Here is a 25,668-nt window from a genome sequence, read left to right on the forward strand (position 1 = left end):
CCGACGACAGGAAGATCAACGAGTCGACGGATGGTGTGGTCGCGCAGCTTGCCAGGCTGTCCGCAGTCCGGGCACACGCCGCTAACGGCTACTGGCGTGGCTTCAATGATGGTCAGCGCTCCGGCATCAGCGGCACCGGTGATGGCAAGTCCGATTTCCGCGGTACGGCAAATGGTGTCAGCAACGAGGTTTCCAGTAGGCTTCACAGTACGGGTCCCTGGTGGGTTTAGATGGTTGTGTAGGAACTTTCATCTTCACACCAGGGACCCCTACATGTTGTGCTGACCCGCTGATCCCGTCGAGTTCTACCTCACCCCGCTACGCACCCCAAAACCGGAAGAGCCATTTTAGTCAGACAGTTGGGGTAGCTTTTCGGCGAGTTCGCGGACGCCGGCGGGCAGGTCGGTTTGTGCGTGGAGTGTGTGGCCTGAGATTTCGACGGTAAACGATCGGTATTTCTTCAAGATTCGTACCAATCGCTTCAGCGACAGGCCCGAGGCTTCTTCCAACACGTGGCCTGTGGCCATCGCCGCCATCACAATGGTCAGGTGAGCGTGGATGGAGCCTTGCGATAGGTTCAGTACGCCCAGAACGCTAGAATATGCTTGGGCTTCGACTTTACGAGCGTTAAACATCTGGCCGATGAGCTGTGCTGTCGCTGTCCCAATACTTTTCGCCCAGTCTTCCAAGCGTTGCCGGTTCCACTGGGTGTTTAAGTCCTTATGGTTGTCGGGGACATGCTCATCCAAGGTGGAGTAGCCATAATTAGCAGGGGCAATACGATGTAAAGCAACAATCTCACCGTCGTAGAAGACATCCAGATAGTCATCAAAGAGTTGCACGTCGACGAACTTGCCCGCTAGCTTCCACGGCACTGAATACCAGTGATTGGCGATCCGGATGTGGTAGTTCATTGCGACCTTGGACTTCTTCCACCGCGACCACGACCACCGCCGGTCGGGCAACGGGCGCAGCAGCTGTTGCTCATGGTCTTCAAACAACTGGCGACGAGAGATATCCTGCCCGCGGTAGGGACGGCGATCGTTGATGAAATCGCTTTGGTCCTCGAGTGCTTTATTGAGCATGTCGAAACTGTAGAGCTCCTGGTCGTCGAGGTATTCTACGCACCATTGCTGGGTAATATCCACGGCCTTTTCAATATTCGCCTTGTACCGCGGCCGGTAGCGTTTCGCCGCAGTAATACCTATCTGATAGAAATCGGCAAATGTGGAATACTCCGCAACCGGGATACGCCCCCGCAGCCCACGGGAAATCTGTTGCGTGGCTGTAAGCGCGTTATCCGGGATCAACCGCAGCGGACAACCACCGAAATACTCCAAAGCCGCACGGTGGGCTAAAAGCCACGACCGCATTTTTTGATCCGGCCACGCCGATACATGCCTCATCCCTGAGTGCGGCAATGAAGCTACAAACAAGTGCGCGGTAAACCGCTGGCCCGAGACCGGATCCACAACGACCATTCCATCGCCCGACCAGTCCACCATGAGCTCGTCACCGGGATCGTGATTCAGTTGCGCTGACAGCTGATGAACATCGACATAATGCTCAAACAGCGAACAGTACTGTCGATACGAATAATGACGCTGACCAGTACCAACAGGTAACTTCAGGTACTTGGCGTGCGCGACTTTCAACGTCACGCGCTTGCCAGAGACCATCCGCTCGGCAACCTTTTTGAAATCCGGTGCGAGGAACTCCGCATCGTTGCGACGCCGGTTATCCGGAAATAGCTCCTCTAACTGGGCATTCGACAATCCAGCAATCCCACGAGCATCGATTTGATGGTCCCTTACAACGCGACTGCCCTTATCAATCGTCGACTTCGAGACCCCTAAATCGGCTCGAATCTGGTTCCAGGAACGATTCCCGGCAACCAAGGCAAACATGATGGCACGGTAATCCGTCACCACCATCACTCCTTCCACGTGAACGCGATCCACACGTACACACTGCGCGGGCCGTCCACTAAAGAGTGCCCAAAAACTACCCCCGGTACCCGATATCCGCACCGGTCGGTACTCGATACCGCCCTACCGGTACTAAATAGCGTCGCGCGTCATGAGTCTTCGTTTAAAGACTATTGGAAACAGAACGATGCTGAAGGAAGCTATCAAGCTAGACGGCGGATTCTTAGCGCAATATTTGATCCGTTTGAGAGGCATGTCGAAGGCCTCGAAGATGCGCAGCTTCAAGGAAAATTGGTTTCTCCTGTTAGCCCGCGGGATTCTACCGGATGGGTGCGGATTGATACAGAAATCAAGGAGCTCCGTGAGAAGTTTGCTTTTGCAAATACTCAAAGTGACTTCAGTGATGTCGGTAATCGGGTGGTTCGCATTCTCGATGAATTGTTAGCGGACATGAAAAGCTGACCGGAGGCGGACATAAAAAAGTCCGCCTATGGCCATGAGAAACCGACCAGTGGCGGACACCACGGGGGCAGGGCGTGTTCGAATGATTGACTCGTCCTGTTGGAGTATGGTAAGCGAACTTATCCCCTCTGGTTCAGAGCCCTGTTGTGACGTCGATCTAGCGCTGGGATGCTCCTCGAGTCCGAACGACGATGACGTGGTGCATCAGCCGACCGATGGGAGCCGTGTTGTTCGGTGTCGGGCGCACCTGTGGCATGAGGTCCGTGAAGCTTGGCACATGTGATTTCACGGAACGTGCCGACGGCGCGCGGCCGCGTGCTGTGGTTGCCTTCGATAGGCACGAGGAACCCGGTGTTGGAGTCACCATCGGCGACGGCGGGGCCACAGGCCTGACACCTCAACTTCACCCCTGCTTCTTCTAGAAGACAATTGCTGCTGATTAGAGACGGAGTCAGGTCCGTCCATGCTTTTCGCTAGATGAGTCCGGTTAGACTCTTCTATCGAACATCGGATGAAGACCCCTTATTTTCCTACCCCCAATAAAAACTCCCCAAACCCCTAAATCCCGTGTCCGCCACTGGTCAGTTTTTCATGTCCGCCAACATGAATTGAACCGCGTAGCCTTTGACGAAACTCGTCACTTACGGAATGGTGATGATGCGGATAAATTTAATGAGGGAAACTCAAAAACCGGCTGGCACGAGTTGTTGAAGTAGAACTTCCAGGACCAGCGAATAGTGAACTGCGTAGTTTTGTTCGTAAGGCAGTTTCGTTAGCTCATTCGATAAAACACGCACCGAACTCATCGCGCCGTGAAGCTGGCATAATCGCTGATTCCGTAATCATGCTTGTCAATATTTTTCGGCGGATGTTTGAAAGCGTGTGATGGAACATTTAATTGAAAAGCGTTGGTGAGCAAATATCGTCGCGACATTGAGCGAAACGAGGTTAGTCCGAAAGGAAAGGGCCAGTTCGTACTTGAACTGGCCCTAATTGCTAGAGGTTACGCACCCGGGAATTCACCGTTGCTGCCCAGGCGCGCATCGGCGTCGAGGAGCATGGAGATTTCCGCGGCCTTGTCGGCGTCGACGAGACCGTAGCCGTCAATCATCACCTTGGCGTCGGCGTGCGGTAGGCGGCGGCCCTCGATGACCTCGAAGAGCGGGGCGCGGCCCAGCATTCCGGCCTCGAAGTGTGCGCGGCCGGCGCGCAGGCGCTGCTCGGCGTGCTCACGCCACTCGGCAGCTGCATCCGCCCCGCGCTGCTGAGACACGGCCTGCTCGAACACGCCGGGGTGGGCGTAGACGATGAGCGCGCTGACGTGGCCGAAGCCAAGCGAGGTCAGCGCCGCGGCCTTCACGTTGCGGCCCGCGGCTGCCAGATCCAGCGGCGAACGCAGCCACACCAGGTTCTTCGCCTTCGGCGCGATGAGCGGATCAACGCAGTCCAGCGACACGTTGGCCGGGATGCGGCCGGTGCGGAAGACGTCGATGATACCGCCGGTCTGGAAGAGCGCGGCACCCGCCTTGGAGTGGCCGGTGAGCGTCTTTTGCGAGATGACGAACATCGGCTGGTCCGCGTCGCGGCCGATAGCTGGCCACAGGATGGAGTGCAGCTCGGACTCGTTCGGGTCGTTGGCGTTGGTGGAGGTGTCGTGCTTGGACAGGACCGAGACGTCGTTTGGCGTCAGGCCCAGTCCGCGCAGCGAGCGTGCGAGACGAGAGTTCTCGCGACCACGGCCAGCACCCAGCGCACCCAGGCCAGGGGCCGGGATGGAGGTGTGGGCACCGTCGCCATAGGAGGCGGCGTGCGCGACCACTGCGAGCACCGGCAGTCCTAAGTCGGCTGCTAGTGAGGCACGAACCAGCAGGACCGTGCCGCCACCCTCGCCTTCGAGGAAGCCGCCGCGGCGGCGGTCATTGGCGCGGGAGATGAAGCGATCATCGATTCCCTTGGCGGTCATCTTCGCGGTCTCCGCGGTGGCGTTCATATCGCCGAAGCCCTGGAGGGATTCCACCTGGACATCGTCGATACCGCCGGCCACGACCACGTCGGCCTTGCCCAGGGCAATCTTGTCCACGGCTTCCTCAATCGACACCGCTGCGGTAGCGCAGGCACCAATCGGGTGAATCATGGAACCGTAGCCGCCCACGAGCGACTGCATAGTGTGCGCCGCGATGACGTTGGGCAGTGCTTCCTGCAAGATGTCGGAGGGGCGGTCCTCGCCCAAGAAGCGGGAAACGAATACCTTGTGCAGGGACTCCATGCCGCCGATACCTGTGCCCTGCGTGGTGGCCACCTGGCCCGGGTGGATGGAGCGCAGCAGCTCCGCCGGGGAGAAGCCGGCCTGGGTGAAGGCATCCACCGCGCTGACCAGGTTCCACACCGCCATGCGGTCGAGGGAGTCGAGCATGTGCTCCGGGATTCCCCACTTGGCGGCGTCGAAGTCATCCGGCATCTGCGCGGCCACGGTGCGGGTCAGCGTAGCCTTGCGCGGCACCTTGACCGTGGCACCCTGGCGGCGGGTGACCTGCCATTCGCCCTCCACTTCGGCGATGCTGACGAACTCCGGGTCCGCCTCCTGGATATCGCGGGCGGTGGCCTCCGAATCCACGGTGAAGGTGACGTCGCGGTCCAGGAAGACGGTGGTGAGATCGATGGAGCCGCGGTCGGTGAGGTGGTACTTATCCGTCAGCGTGCGCACGCCGGAGCGTGCGACGACCTCATCGCGGAAGCGCTCGAAGATGTCCTCCTCGGCGATCTCCTCATCGCTCTCCACGACGAACCAGCCCGGGTGTGGGTCCTCGCGCCATTCCACCAGCCCGGTCATCCAGGCCAGCTCCAGTACGCCAGCGGCGGTCAGTTCCGCGGAACCATCGCGCTGCAGGCCATACTCGGCCTCGAAGCGCGTGCGGCCGGAGCCCCACGAGGAGACCTCGCCGATACCGGCGATGACCACCATGTCCTCCAGGTCCGTGGTGACTTGGCCGATTTCTTCCTCCAGGCCAGGCTGTACTGCTTGTACCTGGTTGGGCAGTGCGGTGATGGTGGCGGGGGCGTCCTTTTCCTCATGTGCAGCTGCGCCAGTGGTTCCTGCCGGTTCCACATCTGCGGTGAGCTCCTTGAGAGAGAAGCCCTCCAAGCCGCCGGTGAGGTCCTTCTCCACCGGGGCGTGCGCTGCCTGCTCGCGCGAATCGGCGCTGGCCAGGTCCATGAGCTCGGAAGAAATCTCCTCCGGGCTCCACACCTTGATGCCAGCCTTCTCGGCAGCGGGCACCAGCCCATCGTTGCCGCCCATGAGGTGCGTGCCGGCGACCCAGCCGATCTTGGCCTGCGCCAGGGTGACACCCTGCGGCCAGCCGGCTTCGACCTTCCACTTGTTGAGGATGGCATCGAGTGCGGCCTTGACCTCGCCGTAGGCGCCGTCGCCACCGAAGGTGCCGCGGTTGGGCGAGCCCGGAAGGACAACGTGGCAGCGCTTGTCCACATCCTCCTGGCTCAGCCTTGCCAGCCCCGCAATGGTGCGCTCCACGGACCACAGCAGCAGGCGGGCCTGGGCCTCGGTGGTGCCGGAGGCATCCGCCAGCGAACCGGAGACACTTGGCGCGGCGAAGGGGAAGGCCAGCGTCGGCGTGAGGGCCGGCTTGAGGATTTTGACCTCGTTGCCCACGGACTCGCGCTGCTCGGAGCCGATCCAGTCGATGAGCGCGTCAATATCGCGGAAGCTGGACAGGTTCGCCGGGACCAGCCACAGGGCGGAACCGGCAGCGCCGTGCTCGGCGTAGAGCGTGCGCGCGAATTCCTTGCGGGCCTGGCTGACACGGGAGGCGGTCATGATGACCGTGGCGCCGCCCTCCAGCAGGCGCTCCACCAACGCGGTGGCGATGGAACCAGGGGCAGCACCCGTGACCAAGGCGACCTCACCGGCGAACGCGCCGGGCGTGGTGTCCACGGCGGCCTTGGCGATATCCTCGCGCTTCCACCAGCGGGCTTGACGGGCCAGGTCCTCGCCGGCACCGCGGAAGCTGTCCACCGGGTACTCGGCCTGGCCCAGTGCCAGGCGGGCGAGGCGCTCGCGGGCGATGGCCCAGGAGTCGTCGAAAAGCACGGCCTTGTTCGCATCAAAGGACGGCGTGACGGACTTGAGCCAACCGGAGCCGAGCTCTGCCTCGACGGCATCGATGACGGTGGTATCAGGTGCCTCGATGAGCTCCGGTTCGGAGTCCAAGCCCAGCTGGGAGAGAACCTGGCGGGCGACAGTAGCCAGCACGCCGCTCTCACCGGTGACGGTCTCGGCGAAGGCATCGAGCGCAGCGGAGTCGACCACGGCACCGCCACCGGCACCACCGGCGGCCGCGCCCTTGGACACGGATGCACCGTGGGTAGCGGCGACGGCTTGGACGGCGGCGTCGATCAGCTCGTGTGCTGCGGACTTGGAGGTAGCGCTCGCCGGCACGGTGCTCAGCGAGCCGCCGCGCACGGAGTCCTCCTCGCGGGAGCCCAGCAGAATCTCAGCCTCGACGTGGGCAACCCAGGACTCGGGCAGGCCCCAGGTGCCGGTGACGTAGTCCGCCACGGCGGTGGGCTTGAGGCCCGCAGCGCCGAAGAGCTGGCGCAGGCGCGCGCCGACGGCCTCACCCAGCACCGGGCCGAAAGCGGAGTAGCCCGGGGCGGCGGTGGCGACCTTCTCGCGCAGCGTTGCCACGTCGGCATCGGCGGCGCCATCGATGGCCGGCACGCCGATCTCCGCGGACATGTCCATGAGCAGCTGGTTACGGCGCGAGGACACACCGTTGGTCAGCTCCTCCACGGTGTCGGAGTCCGCGATCTGATCCACGCGGATCTTGTTCTGGAAGGCGAAGAGCACCATGATGGCCTCGGCGGCGCCGAAGCGCAGCTCGGGGGCGTCGCTCGCAGCTGCCGCGGTAGGTGCAGGAGCTGGTGCGGCGGCCGGAGCCTCGGCAGTTTCGACTGGTGCTTCGTTCGCCTGCGGTGCCTCTTCGGCGTCGGATTCCGGAGCCGGTTCGGCGGCGGGGGCTTCGGAGACGTCGGCAAGCATGACCTGCTCCTGGTCGCGCTCCACGTTGAGCACGCGGATGGTGCCCTCCGGGATGCCGGCGACGGCCAGCGAGCGGGTGGCCAGGTTGGTCAGCGTCGGGGAAGAAGCCAGGCCGACCTCGATGATCTGCTCGACCTTGCCGAAGAGGAGTTCCTGGGTCTCAATCCAACGAACGGGCGAAGCGAACTGCCAGGACAGCAGCTCGATGAGCAGCAGGCGGGCGAGCTCGTGCTCGGAGAGGTCCTCCACCTTCAGCCCGTCCAGCTTGCCGGAGGGAGCCAGCGGTGCCACGGCATCGACGAAGTCCTGGGTCAGCTCGAAGGGGCGGGCCACCAGGTTCGGGATGTAGCGGCCTACCAGGGCGTCCAGATCCAGCTCCTGCGGCAGGAGCTCATCGAGCTTCTCCGCGAAGGCCGGAACGCCCTCGCGCAGCACGCGGGAGTGGAAAGGAACGTCGATGCCCGGGACCATGACGGCCGCGCGCGGGGCGATGGCATTGGCCTTGTCCACCAGGGCCTTGAGCCCCTTCTTGGTGCCGGCGACGGAGTACTGCTGGCCGCGGATGTTGTAGTTAACAATCTCCAGGAACTCGCCGGTGGCCTCGGCGACCTCAGCCACCCAGGCGTCGACGTTGTCGGCATCAATGCCCGCCATGTTCGGGCGCAGTGCCGCCATGGCGTATTCGGAGTTGCCCTCCGCATCGCGCGGGACCAGGCTGCCCATGGCGGAACCACGGGAGTAGACGATGTCGATGACACCTTCAAGGTCGAAGATATTCGCCAGCGAGGCTAGCGCGGTGTACTCGCCCAGGGAGTGGCCGGCGAAGTAGGAGGTCGGGGCCAGGGCGTCCTCGGCGCGCAGGCGCTCGGTCTGGGCATAGGCCACTACAGCCAGGGCCACCTGCGTGAACTGGGTCAGGTGCAGCACGCCTTGCGGGTGTCGGAAGGTGGTGCCGCGGACGGTGAGCTCCGTCGGGTTCTCATCGATGACCTTCTGGATGCTAAAGCCGAGGTTCTCGCGGGTATGCGCATCAGCACGGCGCCACGCTTCGCGCGCTGCCGGGGAGGCCTGGCGGTCGCCCTTGCCCATGCCTTCGGCCTGGATTCCCTGGCCGGGGTAGACATACGCCGTGGTCGGCGCGGCAAGCAGGGCCTGGCCGCGGGAGACCACCTCGCCGTCGATGCGGCAGGTGACTTCGAGGGCCTGGTGGATGCCCTTGCGGCCGACGCGTTCAACGGTGACCTCGATGTCATCGCCCAGCTGCACCATGCCGTACATGGAGTAGGTCCACCCCACCACGCGGCCATGGCGCCCGGCCACTTGCTGTGCGGCGGCCGAGAGCCACATGCCGTGCACCAGCGGTGCCTGTAGGTTCACCAGCTGGGCCGCGTTATAGGAAGTGTGAATCGGGTTGTAGTCACCGGAGACTAGAGCGAAGGGCGTCATGTCCTGCGGGGCGGTGACGGTGGCGCGGTCGACGAAGGAGCGCGGCGTCGGCACCACCTTGGTGGCGGACTTGCCGCCGCCCCACTCCGGTGCTTGGCTCGGTGCGGCGGTGCCGGTGGCGCGGCCACGGATGGCAAAGCGGTGCATCTGCGTGGCCACGACATCACCGGAGGCGTGGTCCTTGAGCTCCAGCTCCACCGTGACGATGCGCCCGGAGACGGATTCCTCGATGGCGGTGCAGGAGGAGGTGACGTCGATCTGGCGGCCGTCGGCAAGCTGCTCCAGCGGCACGCGCAGGTCGATGACGTGGTCCAGGTGCACCGCGTTGAGCAGGCCTTCGATGACCGGGTAGCCGTCCTCCAGGCGGCCGGAGCCGAGCGCGGCGTAGATGGCCGGCCAGCACGGGCCGACCAGAACATCCGGGGTGCCGGCCTTCTCGGCTGCAGCATCGCCGCAGGTCACCGCGCTGTGTGCGGAGAGCAGCGAGGCAGGGAAGTGGAAGGAGTAGCCCGACTCGACGGTGGGCATCTCCGTGATTTCATCGCCCTGCTCCGCCGTGGAGCCGACACCAGCCAGGCCCTCCAGGAGGGTGAAGACGGAGTTGGGCAGGCGCTCCTCGGAGACCACCGGGGAGCCACCCGTGGCTACATCCTCCGGCAGGTCCACAGGGACGGTGACCTCGCGGACGTAGAAGGGGCGCTGCTCCTCCGGCAGGTCATCCCAGTAGGAGTCGGCCGTGATGACGATCTCCCAGTTGCCCTCGGCATCCTGGCGCAGGTCGAAGGCGTTCTCATCCATCTCATAAGCCGGGTTGGCCATGAGGTGGCCGTGCCACAGCAGGGTCGGGGAAGTACGCAGGAACGCGGCCTCATCGGCGGCGGAATTCAGGCGGGAGAAAGCCTTCTGCGGGGTCGATCCCTGCTCCAGCAGCGCATCCGTGGTGGCCTGTTCGAAGCGGGCAAGCAGGTCTGCAACCGGCTCGTTCTTCTTGGTAATGCCCGCCACGGCCACGGGGCCGGGGATGATGCGCACCTGGTCAGCGGTGTAGCGCTCATCCTGCGCCTGCCAGAGCGTGTCCTTGCCGAACCAGGACTTCAGGTCACCGTCCAGGGCCGGCACCCACGGCATGGGCTTGACGTGCTTGTAGTGCAGGGAAATCCACCAGGCGGCATCGCGCGCCGAGACCTCGGTGGTGCGTGCGGCGGGGTAAGCATCCAGCAGCTTGGCCACGGCCTGCGGCGCATCGTGAACGTCCTCAACACAGGTGAAGAGGGTTTCAATCTGGCCGTGATCCGCTGGGTTCAGGCGGGCTTCGACGCGGTGCAGGAGATCGAGAAAACGGTCATCCCAGCTCGGATCCACAAACGGGTGGGCCAGCGTCACAAAACGCTCGATCCACTCGGCGTAGGTCATGGACTCGACATCGCCGAAGTAGGGCTTGCAGGTCTTGGCCAGGGCGTCGATGATTTCCTGGCGGTGTGCTGGGTACTCCTCGATGCTCAGGCTCGTAATCAGACGAGAAGCTGCGGCGAAGGAATTATCGAGGTCGTGGATATCTGCCAAAAGGTGGGACTGCGAGGATGCCACGCCGTTCGCACCGGTGCCGCGGCCTACCCAGCCGTCGTTCTGCTCCGGGCTGATACCGGCGGTGTTGACCAGCAGGTCCTTCACCGAATCAGTGGCCTTGGCCTCCTTGGTGGCCATGGCGACGGTGCCGAGGAAGACGGAGTCGACAGGCATGGCCGGCATACCGTGCTTCTTCGCCCACTCACCGGTGAGGTAGGAGGTGGCGCGGTCCGGGGAGGCGATGCCGCCGCCGACTGCCAGGTAGACGTTGGGGTGCTGGCGGATTTCGGCGTAGGTATCCAGCAGCATGTCATCCAGGTTGACCCAGGAGTGGTGGCCGCCGGCGTGGCCGTCCTCGACCTGCATGATGATGCGATCCTCCGGGTAGGCCGTGGCGATGGCCAGGACATCGCGGATTTGCTTTGCGGTACCGGGCTTGAAGGAGATGAAGGGGAAACCGTCGGCGTGGAGGCGGTCCAGCAGCTCGCCGGCCTCCTCTACTTCCGGAATGCCGGCGGAGATGCACACGCCGTTGAAAGCCGCACCGGCCGCGCGCGCCTTGGGCACGATGCGCGCCTGGCCGAAGTGGAGGTTCCACAGGAAGCGGTCGAAGAACATGGTGTTGAACTGCGCCGTGCGGCCCGGGCGCAGGTGCTGCTCCATTGTGGCCAGGTGGGCGCGGAAAACCTCATCGGAGTACATGCCGCCGCCGGCCATCTCCGTCCAGTGGCCGGCGTTGGCTGCCGCGGCCACGATCTCTCCATCAGCGGAGGTCGGCGTCATGCCACCCAGCATGATCGGGGACAGGCCCGTGAGATCGGAGAAGCGGGTCTGGGTATAGGTGCGGCCGTTCGGAAGCTCGATGGTGCGCGGGGCGAAGTCAGCGTAGTTCAGGGCCTTGGGCAGTTCATTGCCCGGCGTCGCCAGCGCATCGAGCTCCTGCGGGGTGGCGGCGGAGACCACCGTCACCCCGGTTCCCTGCACCACGCGGCGGGTGATGTTCGCCAAGGCGCGGTCGAGAACGATGAGGTGCTCGGAGTTGAGCGCGGCCAGCGTGGCCGGCCAGTCGTGTTCGTTGACCAGGATGGCCTCGGCCTGGGTGCGGGCCTCATCCACGTCGAGGCCGCACTTCTGAGCCAGCGCCACGGTGCGCTCAGCCGCCGGCGCGAGAACCGCGTTGTGGAAGGGAAGGGCCACGGGCAGCTCATCGAAGCGCGGGCTGAGCTCATCGCCACCGATGGTGCGCTTCTCCAGCTCGGCGTTGAAGCTCTTCACGGCCTCTTCGATGGCGGTGCGGGTGGCAGCCAGGTCCTCCGGGTTGCCGGACAGCGCGAAGTGGCGGCGGCCGTTGACCACGGCGATGGCTGCGGTGCCGTGTAGGTGCTCAGTGACGAAGCTGCGCTCCAGGCCCCGGATGGACAGCATCTGGGGGCGCGGGTCGGAGCCGTTGACCGCGCTGGCTGCGGTGCCCATCAGGATGGCCAGAGCCAGGGCTTCTACTGGCTTGTCGACGGCCATCTCGCCCAAGCTTCCCTGCGAATGCCCAGCGCGCTCGTCGATGTCGACGCCGAGATCACGCAGCTGCTCGATGGCAGCAATCTGGCCAAGGACGATGCCGGGGATGGACACTGCCGGCAGAGAGTCGAGGGAATTGGGCTCGACGGAACCATCAATGAGCTGCTCGAGGCGCTCAAGTGCGCCAGGGCACGTGGAGGCAATGGTGCGTGCGGCGGGGCCGGTGAGGCTGCGGGCCTGGGCGAGGGCCTCGCGCAGGGAGTCAGCGGTGGCGGCAGTCTGCGCGGCGGTGGTGATGAAACCCTGCCAATCGGAGCCTTGTCCGGCGAAAAGCACGGCCGGGCGGGGCATGGAATGCAGCATAGTAACAGGCATCTTTCCTCTTTTGAGCTGATGGGGAACGGTTTTATGAAGAGCTGTGGGCAGGATTAGTTAGCCCTACAGAACAATCATGATGTGCCACCGTAGTCGAAGCTTTCGCGCAAAGCTGTCTCCCGCGCGGAAAATGTGAGGTTTTTCTCACGTTTGGTGGCGGGGGCACTCTTTCTCAGCGCTCGCCGCGCGAAGTTGCCCAACCTTTTGTATCCTCGGGCTCACTGCAGCGGCTCGGGGAGGAGCAGGGGTGGCTCGGCATCGGCCCGCGCAGCATGAATGAAAAGAAAAACTAGGGGGGACTATGTCTCAATCAACACCAGAGAAAACGACTAAGACACCGGCTCGGCTCAGCAAAAGCCGAGTTATCAAAACCATGACCAAGCTGGCCGGAAAGCTTGAGGAGGATTCCTCGACCGGCATGCCCACCATCAAGATTGCGGGCGGATTCTTAAGCATCGACGTCAACGAAGAGATGGGCGGCCTCTGCGTCCTTGGGTATTGGGGCGGCGCGGTGTGCTTCGACCCGGACCGGCAGCCGTTGCGTATGGAAGTCAACGATCTCAACGGCGGTGCAATATCCGGCAGCCTCGTGGCCGAGCCCTGTGGAAGCTCCGCTATGCATACCCACCTGCGGGTCTTCGCGCCGCCCTATCTGCCGTCGACGGCCACGAATGCTCAGCTCAAGAGCATTATCGCGGGCTATGCGGCCGAGATGTCAGCGGTCTTCGCGCGCTTGGATGAGCAATTTCCGGAAGATCGCTCAAAGCCGCGGAAAGGCTCTGGGCTCAAGCCGGTGTCGCCTCACTATTTCAGTGAGGCCTATGGGGTGTCAGTAGTGGGGATGTGGCGGGTACATGAACGCGCCACACGCTTGGCGATGATCGGCACGCCCATCCACGTGGTGGATAACAAGAACGGGGCCGTGAGCATCCTCATCAATGAGCACACGATCGCCATTGAATCCGCCCTCGATGGCTCCGGGGATATTGAGCTCAGCCTCGTCACCCCCTCCGGCCGCTGCGCGTGTGACCTGGATGCGCTCGTGCGCTGGGCTGAGTTTATGAACGATGATCAATACGTTTACTCCGCGCGCATCGAGGCGGTAAACCTCGATGGCGGCCAAGAGCAGGACCTCGTTTTGGTGACCACGGCCCGCATTCCCACGAAGTGGGGCTACACCGACGAACAGCTAGATTGGCAGCTCAGCACGTTGGTGAGCCAGCTTGTCCGGGCTGGTGAAGCGTTCTACCGAACCTTCAACCCCACGCGTGTGATGCGCTATATCGACCGCGCGGCCTAGGCGGGAGCCTCTTCGCCGAGCAGTTTCAGGAGGTCCTTCTGCACTTCGCGGCGGCGGACCTTGCCCAGCTGGTCGGAGGCCAGGTGCTCGAAGTGGTAGAAGGTGCGCGGTACCTTGTAGCGGGTCAGGCGCTCGCGGCAGTAGTCCTTGAGGCCCTCCGGATCGAGCACCGCGCCATCCTCCAGGATGATGCAGGCCACGACATCCTCGGAGCCATCCGCGCGCGGGCGGCCGACGATGGCCACGTTGGTGACGTCCGGGTGCTGGCGGATAACGTCTTCCACCTCGGCCGGGTACACATTGAAGCCGCCGGTAATGATCATCTCCTTGATGCGGGAGACGATCTTGATGAAGCCATCGGATTCCATGATCGCCATGTCGCCCGTGCGGTACCAACCATCGTGGAAGGACTGCTCGGTGGCCTCAGGCATGTTGAAGTAACCCTTGAATACCTGCGGGCCGCGCACGAGGAGCTCGCCCGCGGTGCCATCCGGCTGGGTCTCGCTGAGGTTGTCTGGGTTGCCGATGCGCACCTCGGTATCCGGGAAGGGAATGCCGATGTAGCCGGGGCGGCGGCTCGTGTTGAGCGGGTTTGCAGCGACAATCGGCGAGGTTTCCGTGAGCCCGTAGCCTTCCACGAGTAGGCCACCGGTGAGTGTTTCCCATTCCTCAACGATGTCCTCTGGCAACGCCGCTGCACCCGAGAGACTGTTTTCGATGCCATGGAGATCGATGTTCTGTTCCTTGGCTGCCTCCATGACCTTGGAGTAGATCGTGGGCACACCCGGCATCCACGTGGGGCGGCGCTTCTTCATAATGTCGAGGAGCAGCGGAATCTTTGGCGCCGGGGTGAGGACCAACTCGCCGCCAATGTGTACGCCGAGGGCTGCGATGAGGGTGAGGCCATAGACGTGGAAGAGGGGGAGGGCAGCGAGCATGCGCTCGGGCTTCTTGCCGATTTCGGGGACCCACGCTTCCGCCATCTTCATGTTGCAGTACAGGTTGGAGTGGGTTAACTCCGCGCCTTTGGGCTTGCCAGTGGTTCCGGAGGTGTAAAGGATCAGCGCGGTATCTTCGCGGTTGACCTTGGCATCCTGTAGCTTCTGGCCTTGTCCGCCGATGGCGCGCCCAGTGAGCGTGCTCCACGGAACGGTGTTAGGGGCGGGAACTGAAAGTTCGGCGCGCTTGTCCTTAATGATGGGAAGTGGCAAGCGCAGTAGCAGCTGCTTGGGGCGCGGCATGGCCTCGATCATGTTGACTGTAACGATCGTTTCTAGCGGCGTGGTATCACGCAGCTCCTCAAAGACCGGGCTCGCCTTATCCCACACCACGGCCACGCGGGCGGCGTGATCTTGGAAGAGGGGCTCGAGCTCAGCCGCGGTGTAGAGCGGGTTGTGCTCCACGACGGTCGCCCCGAGTTTCAAGATGGCGTAGAAGACCGCCACGTGCTGGGGGCAGTTGGGGAGCGCTACGGCGACGCGATCGCCGGGGCGAATACCGAAGGCTTTGAGGCCCGCCGCGGCGGCGCGCACGTGGGTATCGAGTTCGCGGTAGGTCATTTGGCGGCCAAAGAACCACGTGGCGGGCCTTTCGCCGAACTCTTCCACGGTTTCTCGGTAGGAGTCCAAGAGCGTTTCGGTGCCGTAATCCAGATTGGGCTTAGTCCACTCAGGGTAATACTGGAGCCAGGCTTTCGACTCAAAGGCGGAGGAGGCCTGGGCAGGGGATTCGGTCATGTTCACGAACTCCTTAGGTGGTCAAACTTGTTATGTTTGGAACAGTATAACCAATCTGTGACAGAAGTCTCGCAAAACTTAGCAAAGTTGCTTAAAGCAGTGAGCATGCAATAACCCCGGCGATGTGCGTTTATCACGCAGGGATCGCTCCGGGGTTATGGAGTGCTACTTCTCGGCCTTGAGACGCTCGAGCAGATCCTGCTGAACCTCGCGGCGGCGAATCTTGCCCAGCTGGTCCGTGGCCAGCTTCTCGAAGTGGTAGAAGGTGCGCGGAACCTTGTAGCGGGTGAGGCGCTCGCGGCAGAAGCTCTTGAGGCCGTCGGGATCGAGCGCGGCGCCGTCGTTCAGCACGATGCAGGCCACGACGTCCTCGGAGCCGTCCGAACGCGGGCGGCCCACCACGGCGGCCTCCGCCACGTCCGGGTGGTCCAGCAGTGTTTCCTCAACCTCGCCCGGGTAGACGTTGAAGCCACCGGTGATGATGATTTCTTTGATGCGGCTGACTAGACGGATGAAACCGTCCTCTTCCATCACGCCCATATCACCCGTGCGGAACCAGCCATTGTGGAAGGCTTTCTTAGTGGCTTCCTCATCGCCGAAGTAACCCTTGAAAATCTGCGGGCCGCGAGCGAGAACCTCGCCCTCCTGACCATCGGGCATGGTCTCATCCAGGTTGTCCGGGTTGGCGATGCGAATCTCCGTGTCCGGGAAAGGGATTCCCACGTAGCCGGGGCGGCGATCATCGCTCATGGGGTTACCCACGATGATCGGCGAACACTCCGTGAGGCCATAGCCTTCCACGAGCATGCCGCCGGTGTACTTCTCCCACTTCTCCACGGTGTTGACCGGCAGGGTGGACGCACCGGAGAAGGCCGCGCGCACGCCGTCGAGGGAAACGTCGTCTTCTTCCGCCTTTGCCACGATGCGCTCGTACAAGGTCGGTACACCCGGAACCCAGGTCGGGGTGTGCTTCTTCATCAGGTCCATGATGAGCGGCATCTGCGGGCTAGGAAGCAGCACCAATTCGCTGGCGATGAGCGGCGCCAGGGTGGCGTTCATGGTCAGGCCGTAGGCATGGAAGAAGGGGAGTGCGGCGAGCATGCGCTCGGGGGAATCACCCAAGCCCGGTACCCAGTGCTTGCCCATCAAGAGGTTGGAGAAGAGGTTGCCGTGGGTCAGCTCCGCGCCCTTGGGGTTGCCGGTGGTGCCGGAGGTGTAGAGGATGAGCGCGGTGGTGTCCTTGGTGACTTCTTCCGGGGTGATGACATCGGAACCATCGCCGCCGATGGCGTTGCCAACGAGGGATTCCCACGGCACCGTATTCGGAGCTGGGGCGGTGAGCTGATCGCGCTTGGACTTCAACGGCGGAATAGGCAGGCGCAGGGCCAGGCGCTGCGGAGTCGGCATCGCGTTGATCATGTTGATGGAGACGACGGTCTCCAGGGAGGTCGTCGGGCGCAGCTTCTCCAACGTGGAGGCCGTCTTATCCCACGCGATGGCGATTCGCGCGCCGTGGTTCTTAAACAGACCCTCCAGCTCGTGGGCGGTGTAGAGCGGGTTGTGCAGCACCGCGATGGCGCCCAGCTTAAGCACGGCCCAGAAAGCAGAGATGAACTGTGGACAGTTGGGGGCGACGATGGCAACGCGGTCTCCCGGGCGCACGCCGAAGGCGCGCAGACCGGCGGCTGCGCGGCGGACCTGCTTGTCCAGCTCGGCGTAGGTTTGCGTGCGACCGAAAAAGTAGGTTGCCGGCTTATCGGGATGAAGCGCGAGGTTGTTGTCGTAGACGTCGAGAAGCGTGGTGTCTCCGTACTCCAGGGTGTGCGGGGTCCATTCTGGGTAGTACTTCAGCCACGCCTTGGACTCGTATGCCGACATCGATTCACCTTTCGGTCGCGTAGGTTAAGGTACGGGCCAGTATAACGCGGGTTGTTTCGGGATACACTGGAAAACTATGCGCATCGCGATGATTTCCATGCACACCTCGCCCCTCGAGCAGCCCGGAGCCGGGGACGCGGGCGGCATGAACGTCTACGTCCTCAACACTGCCCGTCAGCTCGCGCGCCTCGGCGTGGAGGTCGATATTTTCACTCGCGCTACGCGCCCCAGTCAGGGGGAAGTGGTGGACGTCGAGGAGCGCCTGCGCGTCATCAACATTGTGGCGGGGCCCTATGAAGGTCTCAGTAAAGAGGAGCTGCCCACCCAGCTGGCCGCGTTCACGGGCGGCATTTTCAACTTCGCGCGCTGTTTTGATGTGGAGTATGACGTCATCCACTCCCACTACTGGCTCTCCGGCCAGGTGGGATGGTTGTTGCGCGATCTGTGGGATATCCCTCTCGTCCATACCGCGCACACCTTGGCTGCCGTGAAGAACGTGCACCGCACGCTCGATGACACCCCGGAAACCGAGGCACGTCGCATTTGCGAGCAGCAACTGGTGGATAACGCCGACATCCTGGTGGTCAACACCGCCCAGGAAACCCGCGATCTGATCGAGCACTACGACGCCTCGCCGGAGAATATCGTCGTGGTCTCCCCGGGGGCGGACACCGAGCTGTATACCCCGGGAACGGACCGCATGACGGAACGCGCGCGCCGCCAGCTGGGCATCCCGCTGCACACCAAGGTGGTGGCGTTCGTGGGCCGCCTGCAAAAGTTCAAGGGCCCCGACGTGCTCATCCGCGCCGCCGCGGAGCTGATGGAGCGCGATCCGGATCGCCGCCTGCGCGTGGTCATCTGTGGTGGTGCCTCCGGGGCGAATTCCTCGCCGGATGCCTACCACAACCTTGCCCGCGAGCTGGGGGTGGAGCGCGTCGTGCGTTTCCTGAGCCCGCGCCCACCCCAAGAGCTCGTGGCCATCTACCAGGCTGCGGACATTGTTGCGGTGCCCAGCTATAACGAGTCCTTCGGGCTGGTGGCCATGGAAGCGCAGGCCTCCGGAACTCCCGTGGTGGCGGCGGCCGTCGGTGGGCTGCCCATCGCCGTCGCGGACGGTGACACGGGCTTGCTCGTCCACTCACACTCAGCGCAGGACTGGGCGGACGCATTGGAACAGCTGCTTGACGACGACCCCCGCCGCATCGCCATGGGAGAAGCCGCCGTCGATCACGCCCAGCAGTTCAGTTGGGCAGCGGCCGCCACCCAGTTGGAGAATATTTACGCCGATGCGATGAGTATCGAGATTCCGGATTGCCACGCGCGCCGGGCAATCGGATATTAATCCCACACAAGTGGGCATAAACCCACACTTAGGGGTGATGTGCTCGGGTTCACAGGCGGGCTGTCGAAAAACGTGGCATGCTGGTGTTTATGAGTAACGGAAAGCTGATTCTACTTCGACACGGACAGTCCGAATGGAACGAGTCCAACCAGTTCACCGGTTGGGTTGACGTCAACCTCACCGCCAAGGGCGAGGGCGAGGCCAAGCGTGGCGGCGAGCTGCTCAAGGAACAGGGCATCTTGCCGAATATCGTCTACACCTCCCTGCTGCGCCGTGCCATCCGCACCGCCAATATTGCACTCAACGCGGCTGACCGCCACTGGATCCCGGTTGTGCGCGACTGGCGCCTCAACGAGCGCCACTACGGCGCCCTGCAGGGCCTTAACAAGGCAGAGACCAAGGATAAGTACGGCGAGGAGCAGTTCATGGCATGGCGCCGTTCTTACGGCACCCCGCCGCCGGAGCTGGAGGACTCTTCCGAGTACTCCCAGGCCAACGACGTCCGCTACGCCAACCTGGAGACCGTCCCGCGCACCGAGTGCCTGAAGGACGTCGTCGAGCGCTTCGTTCCTTACTTCGAGGAGGAGATCCTTCCGCGCGCCAAGAAGGGCGAGACCGTTCTCATCGCCGCGCACGGTAACTCCCTGCGTGCGCTGGTCAAGCACCTAGACCAGATCTCCGATGAGGAGATTGCCGGCCTCAATATTCCGACCGGTATCCCGCTGGTTTACGAGATCACCGAGGACGGTTCGGTTGTGAACCCGGGCGGCACGTACCTGGATCCGGAAGCTGCTGCTGCCGGCGCCGCTGCCGTGGCTGCCCAGGGCGGAAAGAAGTAACCGCCCAGGAAGCTGCGTGCTGCGCACGATCCCCAGGGAGCCTATACTCCTTGGGGATTCTTTCTAGGGGTGTGAATGATTGTGGAACTGGTACTCGCTTTCCTCGCCGGTGTGGTGGCCTGCGGCCTGGCCATACCGGTGATCACCCGGATCCGTGAACGGATGGAGCGCCGCCGCGTTCGTGATGCAGACGCTAACCAGGTCACCAGTGTTAGCCAGGTTCTGCACCTCGCCGTGGGGGGTTCCCCATCTGGAATGACTGTGCTTTCGCGCACGAAAGAGGTCATCTTCTCTAACCCCGCTGCCCATGAAATGTCGATGGTGCACGACCGTGCGGTGAACCCCGACATTTGGAAGGTCGCAGAAGAGGTCTTTGAAGACAAAGAGACCCGCACACTGGACCTCGCCATCCCCAAACGGCGCACCGGTAACCGCGTGATTCAGGTGCGCGCAGTGGTCCAGCCGCTGACGCTCAACGATGATCGCTTCGTCATCGTCTACGGCACCGACGAATCCGAATCGGTGCGCATGGAATCCGCTCGCCGCGACTTTGTGGCCAATGTTTCTCACGAGTTGAAGACCCCAGTGGGAGGCATCGCCCTGCTGGCCGAGGCACTCCTCCAGGACACCGGGGACCCCGAGCATGTCGAGTACTTCGGTAGCAAGGTGCAGAAGGAAGCGGCGCGCATGGCGGACATGGTCAGCGAGCTCATCTCCCTGTCCAAGCTGCAGGGTGCGGAGGCCCTCCCGGAGATGGAGCCGCTCGACCTCGATGAGGTCATTGATGAAGCCATCACCCGCAACCAACTCGCTGCCGATTCCCACCACAACCAGCTCACCCGCGGCGAATCCGCAGGCGTCAAGGTGATGGGAGATAAGTCCCTCCTGGTGACGGCGATTTCCAACCTGATCTCCAACGCCATCCACTATTCGCCAGATGAACTACCGGTGTCGGTAACGCAGAAGGTGGTCGGCGGGAAGGTCGTTCACATTCGCGTCACGGACCGCGGCATTGGCATCGCCCCAGAGGATCAAAAGCGCGTGTTTGAACGCTTCTTCCGCGTGGACAAGGCGCGCTCCCGGCAGACCGGCGGAACGGGCCTGGGCCTGGCCATTGTGAAGCACGTCGTGGCTAATCACGGCGGCAACATCAAGCTGTGGTCGCGTCCTGGCACCGGCTCGACGTTCACTATCGAGCTCCCTATATATGCGGAAGAAAAGCCAACAGATAATCTTATTAATCGGGATAATATAGAAGACGGAGCCGTCAGCTCTGCCGCCCCTGGTTTGCAGCGCGCCGTGGCGCGTGTAGCAGCTCGTCGAAAGGATAAAGCGCAATGACCACCATCCTCATCGTTGAAGATGAAGAGTCGCTGGCCGATCCCCTCGCCTTCCTCCTCCGAAAGGAGGGATTCGACGTACTCCTCGCCCCAGACGGGCCCAGCGCGCTCGAACAGTTTGCGGCAAATAACGTAGACATCGTCCTGCTGGACCTTATGCTGCCGGGAATGTCTGGAACCGACGTCTGCAAGCAATTGCGCACGACGTCCTCCGTGCCGGTGATCATGGTGACCGCGCGCGACTCAGAGATTGACAAGGTCGTGGGCCTAGAGCTCGGCGCGGATGATTATGTGACCAAGCCTTATTCCTCCCGTGAGCTCATCGCCCGCATCCGTGCGGTGCTGCGCCGCGGCCACGACGTTTCCTCTGACAACGCCGAGGAGGAACCGGACGATCAGATTCTAGAAGGCGGCCGTGTGCGCATGGACGTCGAGCGACACACCGTGCTCGTCGCCGGTGAACCGGTCTCCATGCCGCTCAAGGAATTCGACCTTCTCGAGTACTTGCTGCGCAACGCTGGGCGCGTGTTGACCCGCGGACAGCTCATCGACCGTATCTGGGGCGCCGACTACGTGGGTGACACCAAGACTCTCGACGTTCATGTCAAGCGCCTGCGCTCCAAGATCGAAGCCGAGCCTTCCCACCCGCAGCAGCTCGTGACGGTGCGCGGCCTCGGCTACAAGTTCGAGGCTTAAGCGCGGGGGTCCGCCGGGTGCCGCGGGAAGTCGACCCCGGAGCGCGCCCGAGCCTCGCAGTGCTTGGCCAGAATCTCGTAGCTCTCCTCGCCAAGTAGCGCGATGAGCTCGGTTTTCTGTGACTTCCACAGCGGCTCATCCGCTATGTGGCAGGAGGGATCCGCCGAGCAATACCAATCGAAGTCCTCGCCGCCGTTGCCCCACCCGCGGCGATCGTATTCGCCGATAGTGGTCCGCAGGATTTCCTCCCCGTCGGGGCGCTCCTCATAGTCTTCGTGTCGGCGAATGGGCAGCTGCCAGCACACCTCGGGCTTGACCACGGTAAGCTCCTCGCCCGCCTCGAGCGCCCATTGGTGGATAGCGCAGCCCGCGCCCGTGGGCCAGCCGGCACGGTTAGCGAAGATGCAGGCGCCGTCGACAAGCGGCGTCTTTAGCGCGGGTTCCGGCTCGCCATCATCGCCGTCGAGCTCATCCCATTCCAGCCAGGGTTCCAGCTCCTCAGGTTCTCCGTGTTGGAGGAATTCATCTACCCCCTCTGGGCGGTGCTGCCAGAAGCGGGCGGGCATGCGGGAGACGGCGTCGTGAAGCTGCTCTCTGTCTGTCTCATCAGCCATGTACGCACCGTGCACGCAGCAGCCGACGTCGGGCTGTTGCTTATCGATGCCGTGGCACCTCTCGGTCCCAAACTGGCAGGCATAGTGCGATTCGAGCCAGGTCAGGTCGATAGAGAAGACATGGAGTGGATCGTTCGGATCAGTAAATTCAAACCACTCTTTGGGGAAGTCGGGGGCCTTTTCGCGGCCGGCCAAGATGGATGCTGCCGCAGGGGAGGAGGCAGGAAAACCCAGGTAAACTTCATTCGATTTCGGGCGATTCACACCTACCCACGGTAGACCTACTACTCTGGAGGCGTGCGATTAGGTGTATTAGACGTCGGAAGTAATACCGTCCATCTTGTTGCGGTCGACGCCGCAACCGGTGGGCGGCCTTCGCCGATGAGCGATTGGAAGACCCCGCTGCGTCTGGTGGAACAGCTAGACAAGGACGGCAACATCCACGAGAAGGGCATGAAGAAGCTCATTTCCGCCGTGGGTGAGGCCGCTGAGCTGGGCCAGAAGCTGGGCTGTGATGAATTCATCGCCTTTGCTACCTCCGCCGTGCGCTCGGCCACGAACTCGGCCAAGGTCCTTGACGAAGTGGAAAAGCAAACCGGCGTGCGCCTAGAGATCCTGTCGGGCGAAGAGGAAGCGCGCTTGACCTTCCTGGCAGCGCGTCGCTGGTACGGCTGGTCCGCTGGCCGCATTACCAACCTCGATATTGGTGGTGGCTCGCTGGAGCTATCCACCGGTACCGACGAGCATCCGGAGATGGCCTTCTCCCTCGACCTGGGAGCTGGCCGCCTGACCCACAACTGGTTTGATACGGACCCGCCGGAGAAGTCCAAGGTGAACTTGCTGCGGGATTACATTGACGCGGAACTGGTCGGCGTGGCCGATAAAATGCGCGCACTGGGCCCCGCTGGTTTGGCCGTAGGAACTTCGAAAACCTTCCGCACGCTGGCTCGTTTGACCGGTGCCGCACCGTCATCGGCGGGTCCCTACGTCAAGCGCACCCTCACTGCACCGGGTCTGCGCCAGCTGATTTCCTTCATCTCTCGTATGACTGCAGCTGACAGGGCAGACCTTGAGGGTGTAAGTTCTACCCGATCGCATCAGATCGTCGCCGGCGCGCTTGTTGCCGAGGCGAGCATGCGTGCCCTGGGAATCGAAAAGTTGGAGATCTGCCCCTGGGCTCTCCGAGAAGGTGTCATTTTGCGCCGTACCGATAAGGGACTGGAATAGGAAAGAAACGTGGCTGACAAGAAACAGTTGACAGTTGCGGAGCTGCTGGCCCGTAACGCGAAGAACCGACCCGGCGAGGAGAAGGCCCCGCGCCGCCGTCGTCGCAGCCTTGATGAAGGCGGCATCTCGGTTGCGGAGCTGACCGGCAATCTTGAGAGGGTCAAGGCAACTCCGGCCGAGGCAAAGCACTCCAGCGTCTCCATTGACGAAACGGCCCCGGTCATTCCTGCACCGAAGAAGGAGCAGAAGGAACAGCCTAAGCAGGAGACTCCTCAGCAGGAGGAATCCAAGAAGAAGGCTGACAAGCCTCAGGCTGCTGCTGTCCCAGTAGAGAAGTCAGCTGAGCCGGAGACCAAGCGCTCCCAGCCCTCTGATGAGGACACGCGTGTTATCCAAAAGGTCAAGGACGAGCCTAAGGAGAAGGCTGAGGCAAAGAAGACTGAGGCTAAGGCCGAGTCGAAGGTCGAAGAAAAAACCGACGATAAGGTCGAAACAAAGGTCGCTGACAAGACCGCACCGGCGGCTGCGGTAGCAACCGAGGATGACACCTTCACCACGGGGGAGCTCGAGGCAGTCGATCAGGACCGTGAAGAGTACGACGAAGACTACGACGACGAGGAGGAGGGCAAGCTCAACCCCTTCGCCGTCGTCCTGCTCGCCCTCGTGGGTATCGTGCTCGGTGCAATCGTATTCAAGGGCTTTGAAATTCTCTGGGACCGCTTCGACCGCCTAGTCGTCGTCGTGCTCGGCGTCGTCGTCACTGGCGTCATCGTCGGAATCGTCCACGCACTGCGTACCAGCCGCGATGGTTTGTCGATGTTCCTCGCAGCCGTTGCCGGCCTCGTGCTTACCTTCGGCCCGCTGCTCGTTGTGATGTAAGAATTAGCTCCATAGGACACCTTCTCATAAGGCATCTGTCACAAGGTATCTTTGCCCCTGAAAACGCCTTCTGACAGATGCCTTTTGCATGCGCGGGGTCAGCCTGCGTGCACAGCCTTGACCTGGTGGCCGCATCCTAGCCTTTCTGGCACCCTGGGATGCATGACAAAAATTGCAGTACTTGGTGGAGGACAAATCGGCGAAGCCCTAGTTTCCGGGCTGGTGAACGCAGGCTACGAGGCCGCGGACATTGTGGTGACCAACCGCCGCTCCGAGCGTGGTGAGGAGCTGAAGGACGCTTACGGCGTAAGTGTTACCAGCGATAATGCTGCGGCGATCGACGGCGCCGACTACATCTTTGCGTGTGTGAAGCCCTATGCCATCGAGGAACTTCTCGATGGGCTCGACATCCCCAAGACAGCGGTGGTTGCCTCCATGGCGGCTGGTCTGACCCTCGACACCCTGGAGAAGGCCGCAGGCGAGGGCGTGCCCGTCGTCCGCGTCATGCCGAATACCCCCATGTTGGTGGGCAAGGGCATGTGCACCTGCGCGGGTGGTTCCCACGTCACGAAGGAGCAGCTCGACGGCGTGGTCAAACTGCTGGAGGCCGTCGGTGAGGTCGCCGTCATCGAAGAAAAACACATCGATGCCGCTACCGCCCTGGCCGGCTCTGCACCTGCCTACTACTTCCTAGTCACCGAAGCGCTCATTGATGCCGGCGTACAACTCGGCCTCACCCGCGACGTTGCCGAGAAGCTGGCCACCCGCACTGCACAGGGCGCGGGTGAAATGTTGGCTGAATCCGGTAAGGATCCGGTCGCTTTGCGCGCAGGGGTAACCTCCCCGGGGGGAACCACTGCCGCTGCCCTTCGCGAGCTCGAGGAGTCCGGACTTCGAGGCGCCTTTTTCCGCGCCGCTGAGGCATGTTCCCAGCGTGCGCAGGAACTTGCCTAGAGTTCTCCACCGCCCTGGGAGCGATGTGACACCTGTTGTCATTCGGGCTTGATGGGGAACAACGGTGTGAAAGAGGAAAAAATTAGCACTTGGGTCGCATTAGTCACAGGTTTCACGCTAAGCTGGCAGGAGCGCGTGCGTGATAGTCCTGTGGGAGGGGAAGCCTACAGCGCGTCACGTGCTGAAGGGTTAAATAAACTATGACGAATGAAGATAAGGGAACTTTCCTGACCATCGCCGAAGTTGCGGAGATCATGCGTGTCTCCAAGATGACGGTGTACAGGTTGGTTCATGCAGGTGACATGCCGGCAGTGCGCGTGGGACGCTCGTTCCGCGTTCACGAATCCGCCGTCAAGGAATACCTTGAGGCTTCCGTGTACGGAGCCTAGCGCACACCTCTCTCTGACAGCGCCCACCACTGCGGACCCTCGCGGTCCACGGCGGTGGGCGCTGCCGTTAGTTTTGGTGCTGGGCAGGCCACTAGGTAAGATAGTGAACATTCGTTTCGGCAC

At 62.6% G+C, this 25,668-nt stretch carries 15 protein-coding genes and 1 pseudogene; 10 read left to right on the plus strand and 6 right to left on the minus strand.

Translation table 11 applies throughout. The features are described 5' to 3' along the window. Positions 1-206, minus strand: a pseudogene (locus HMPREF2635_RS01670) (ISL3 family transposase); the annotation flags it as partial. A 141-nt stretch (positions 207-347) separates the two neighbouring features. Further along, the gene (gene istA, locus HMPREF2635_RS01675; RefSeq protein ID WP_168167650.1) at positions 348-1,928 is read right to left on the minus strand and encodes an IS21 family transposase; all 1,581 of its coding nucleotides are present in this window, start codon (positions 1,926-1,928) and stop codon (positions 348-350) included. A gap of 18 nt (positions 1,929-1,946) precedes the next feature. On the opposite strand from istA, the gene HMPREF2635_RS13590 reads away from it, so the two are divergent. Next, entirely contained in the window at positions 1,947-2,390 is a 444-nt protein-coding gene (locus tag HMPREF2635_RS13590) for a hypothetical protein (RefSeq protein ID WP_239663585.1), read from the plus strand. 1,003 nt (positions 2,391-3,393) lie between these two features. Here HMPREF2635_RS13590 and HMPREF2635_RS01685 read toward each other — a convergent pair. After that, positions 3,394-12,351 (minus strand): type I polyketide synthase, encoded by an 8,958-nt coding sequence (locus HMPREF2635_RS01685; protein WP_070821178.1) that lies wholly within the window; start codon positions 12,349-12,351, stop codon positions 3,394-3,396. A 301-nt stretch (positions 12,352-12,652) separates the two neighbouring features. Between HMPREF2635_RS01685 and HMPREF2635_RS01690 the strand changes: the two genes are divergently transcribed. Further along, the gene (locus HMPREF2635_RS01690; RefSeq protein WP_141761669.1) at positions 12,653-13,651 is read left to right on the plus strand and encodes a hypothetical protein; all 999 of its coding nucleotides are present in this window, start codon (positions 12,653-12,655) and stop codon (positions 13,649-13,651) included. Here the strand turns inward: HMPREF2635_RS01690 and HMPREF2635_RS01695 are convergent. Both HMPREF2635_RS01695 and HMPREF2635_RS01700 read right to left on the minus strand, forming a co-directional pair. Next, positions 13,648-15,387 (minus strand): long-chain-fatty-acid--CoA ligase, encoded by a 1,740-nt coding sequence (locus HMPREF2635_RS01695; protein ID WP_070821180.1) that lies wholly within the window; start codon positions 15,385-15,387, stop codon positions 13,648-13,650. The genes HMPREF2635_RS01690 and HMPREF2635_RS01695 overlap by 4 nt on opposite strands. 165 nt (positions 15,388-15,552) lie before the next feature. Next, on the minus strand, positions 15,553-17,265 hold the full coding sequence (locus HMPREF2635_RS01700; protein WP_046647819.1) for a long-chain-fatty-acid--CoA ligase: 1,713 nt from the start codon (positions 17,263-17,265) through the stop codon (positions 15,553-15,555). Positions 17,266-17,341: 76 nt separating this feature from the next. On the opposite strand from HMPREF2635_RS01700, the gene mshA reads away from it, so the two are divergent. The 4 genes from mshA (at position 17,342) to HMPREF2635_RS01720 (ending at position 21,482) form a co-directional block, all read left to right on the plus strand. Further along, positions 17,342-18,607 carry a D-inositol-3-phosphate glycosyltransferase gene (mshA, locus tag HMPREF2635_RS01705; RefSeq protein WP_046647818.1) on the plus strand — a complete coding sequence of 422 codons (1,266 nt, stop codon included), beginning with the start codon at positions 17,342-17,344 and terminating at the stop codon, positions 18,605-18,607. Positions 18,608-18,696: 89 nt separating this feature from the next. Next, positions 18,697-19,446 carry a phosphoglyceromutase gene (locus HMPREF2635_RS01710; protein WP_046647908.1) on the plus strand — a complete coding sequence of 250 codons (750 nt, stop codon included), beginning with the start codon at positions 18,697-18,699 and terminating at the stop codon, positions 19,444-19,446. Positions 19,447-19,521: 75 nt separating this feature from the next. Then, on the plus strand, positions 19,522-20,787 hold the full coding sequence (locus HMPREF2635_RS01715; RefSeq protein ID WP_046647817.1) for a sensor histidine kinase: 1,266 nt from the start codon (positions 19,522-19,524) through the stop codon (positions 20,785-20,787). Continuing rightward, complete coding sequence (locus HMPREF2635_RS01720; RefSeq protein ID WP_070821181.1) at positions 20,784-21,482, plus strand: response regulator transcription factor; 699 nt, start codon at positions 20,784-20,786, stop codon at positions 21,480-21,482. The genes HMPREF2635_RS01715 and HMPREF2635_RS01720 overlap by 4 nt, the downstream gene beginning before the upstream one ends. Here HMPREF2635_RS01720 and HMPREF2635_RS01725 read toward each other — a convergent pair. Then, on the minus strand, positions 21,479-22,360 hold the full coding sequence (locus HMPREF2635_RS01725) for a DUF3109 family protein (protein WP_070821182.1): 882 nt from the start codon (positions 22,358-22,360) through the stop codon (positions 21,479-21,481). The genes HMPREF2635_RS01720 and HMPREF2635_RS01725 overlap by 4 nt on opposite strands. Before the next feature lie 33 nt (positions 22,361-22,393). Here HMPREF2635_RS01725 and HMPREF2635_RS01730 point away from each other — a divergent pair, with 33 nt between their 5' ends. The 4 genes from HMPREF2635_RS01730 to HMPREF2635_RS01745 all read left to right on the plus strand — a co-directional run bounded on the left by HMPREF2635_RS01730 (position 22,394) and on the right by HMPREF2635_RS01745 (position 25,545). Beyond that, positions 22,394-23,323 carry a Ppx/GppA family phosphatase gene (locus HMPREF2635_RS01730; protein ID WP_083312729.1) on the plus strand — a complete coding sequence of 310 codons (930 nt, stop codon included), beginning with the start codon at positions 22,394-22,396 and terminating at the stop codon, positions 23,321-23,323. A gap of 9 nt (positions 23,324-23,332) precedes the next feature. Further along, entirely contained in the window at positions 23,333-24,202 is an 870-nt protein-coding gene (locus HMPREF2635_RS01735; RefSeq protein ID WP_070513471.1) for a hypothetical protein, read from the plus strand. 162 nt (positions 24,203-24,364) lie between these two features. Next, positions 24,365-25,156, plus strand: a complete 792-nt coding sequence (gene proC / locus HMPREF2635_RS01740; protein ID WP_070513468.1) for a pyrroline-5-carboxylate reductase — start codon at positions 24,365-24,367, stop codon at positions 25,154-25,156. 200 nt (positions 25,157-25,356) lie between these two features. Then, positions 25,357-25,545, plus strand: coding sequence for a helix-turn-helix domain-containing protein (locus tag HMPREF2635_RS01745; protein ID WP_010189818.1), 189 nt, complete (start codon positions 25,357-25,359; stop codon positions 25,543-25,545). Positions 25,546-25,668: the final 123 nt, after the last annotated feature.

The sequence above is a fragment of the Corynebacterium sp. HMSC035E02 genome, from assembly GCF_001836065.1.
In the GTDB taxonomy this organism is placed as follows: Bacteria; Actinomycetota; Actinomycetes; order Mycobacteriales; family Mycobacteriaceae; genus Corynebacterium; species Corynebacterium hiratae.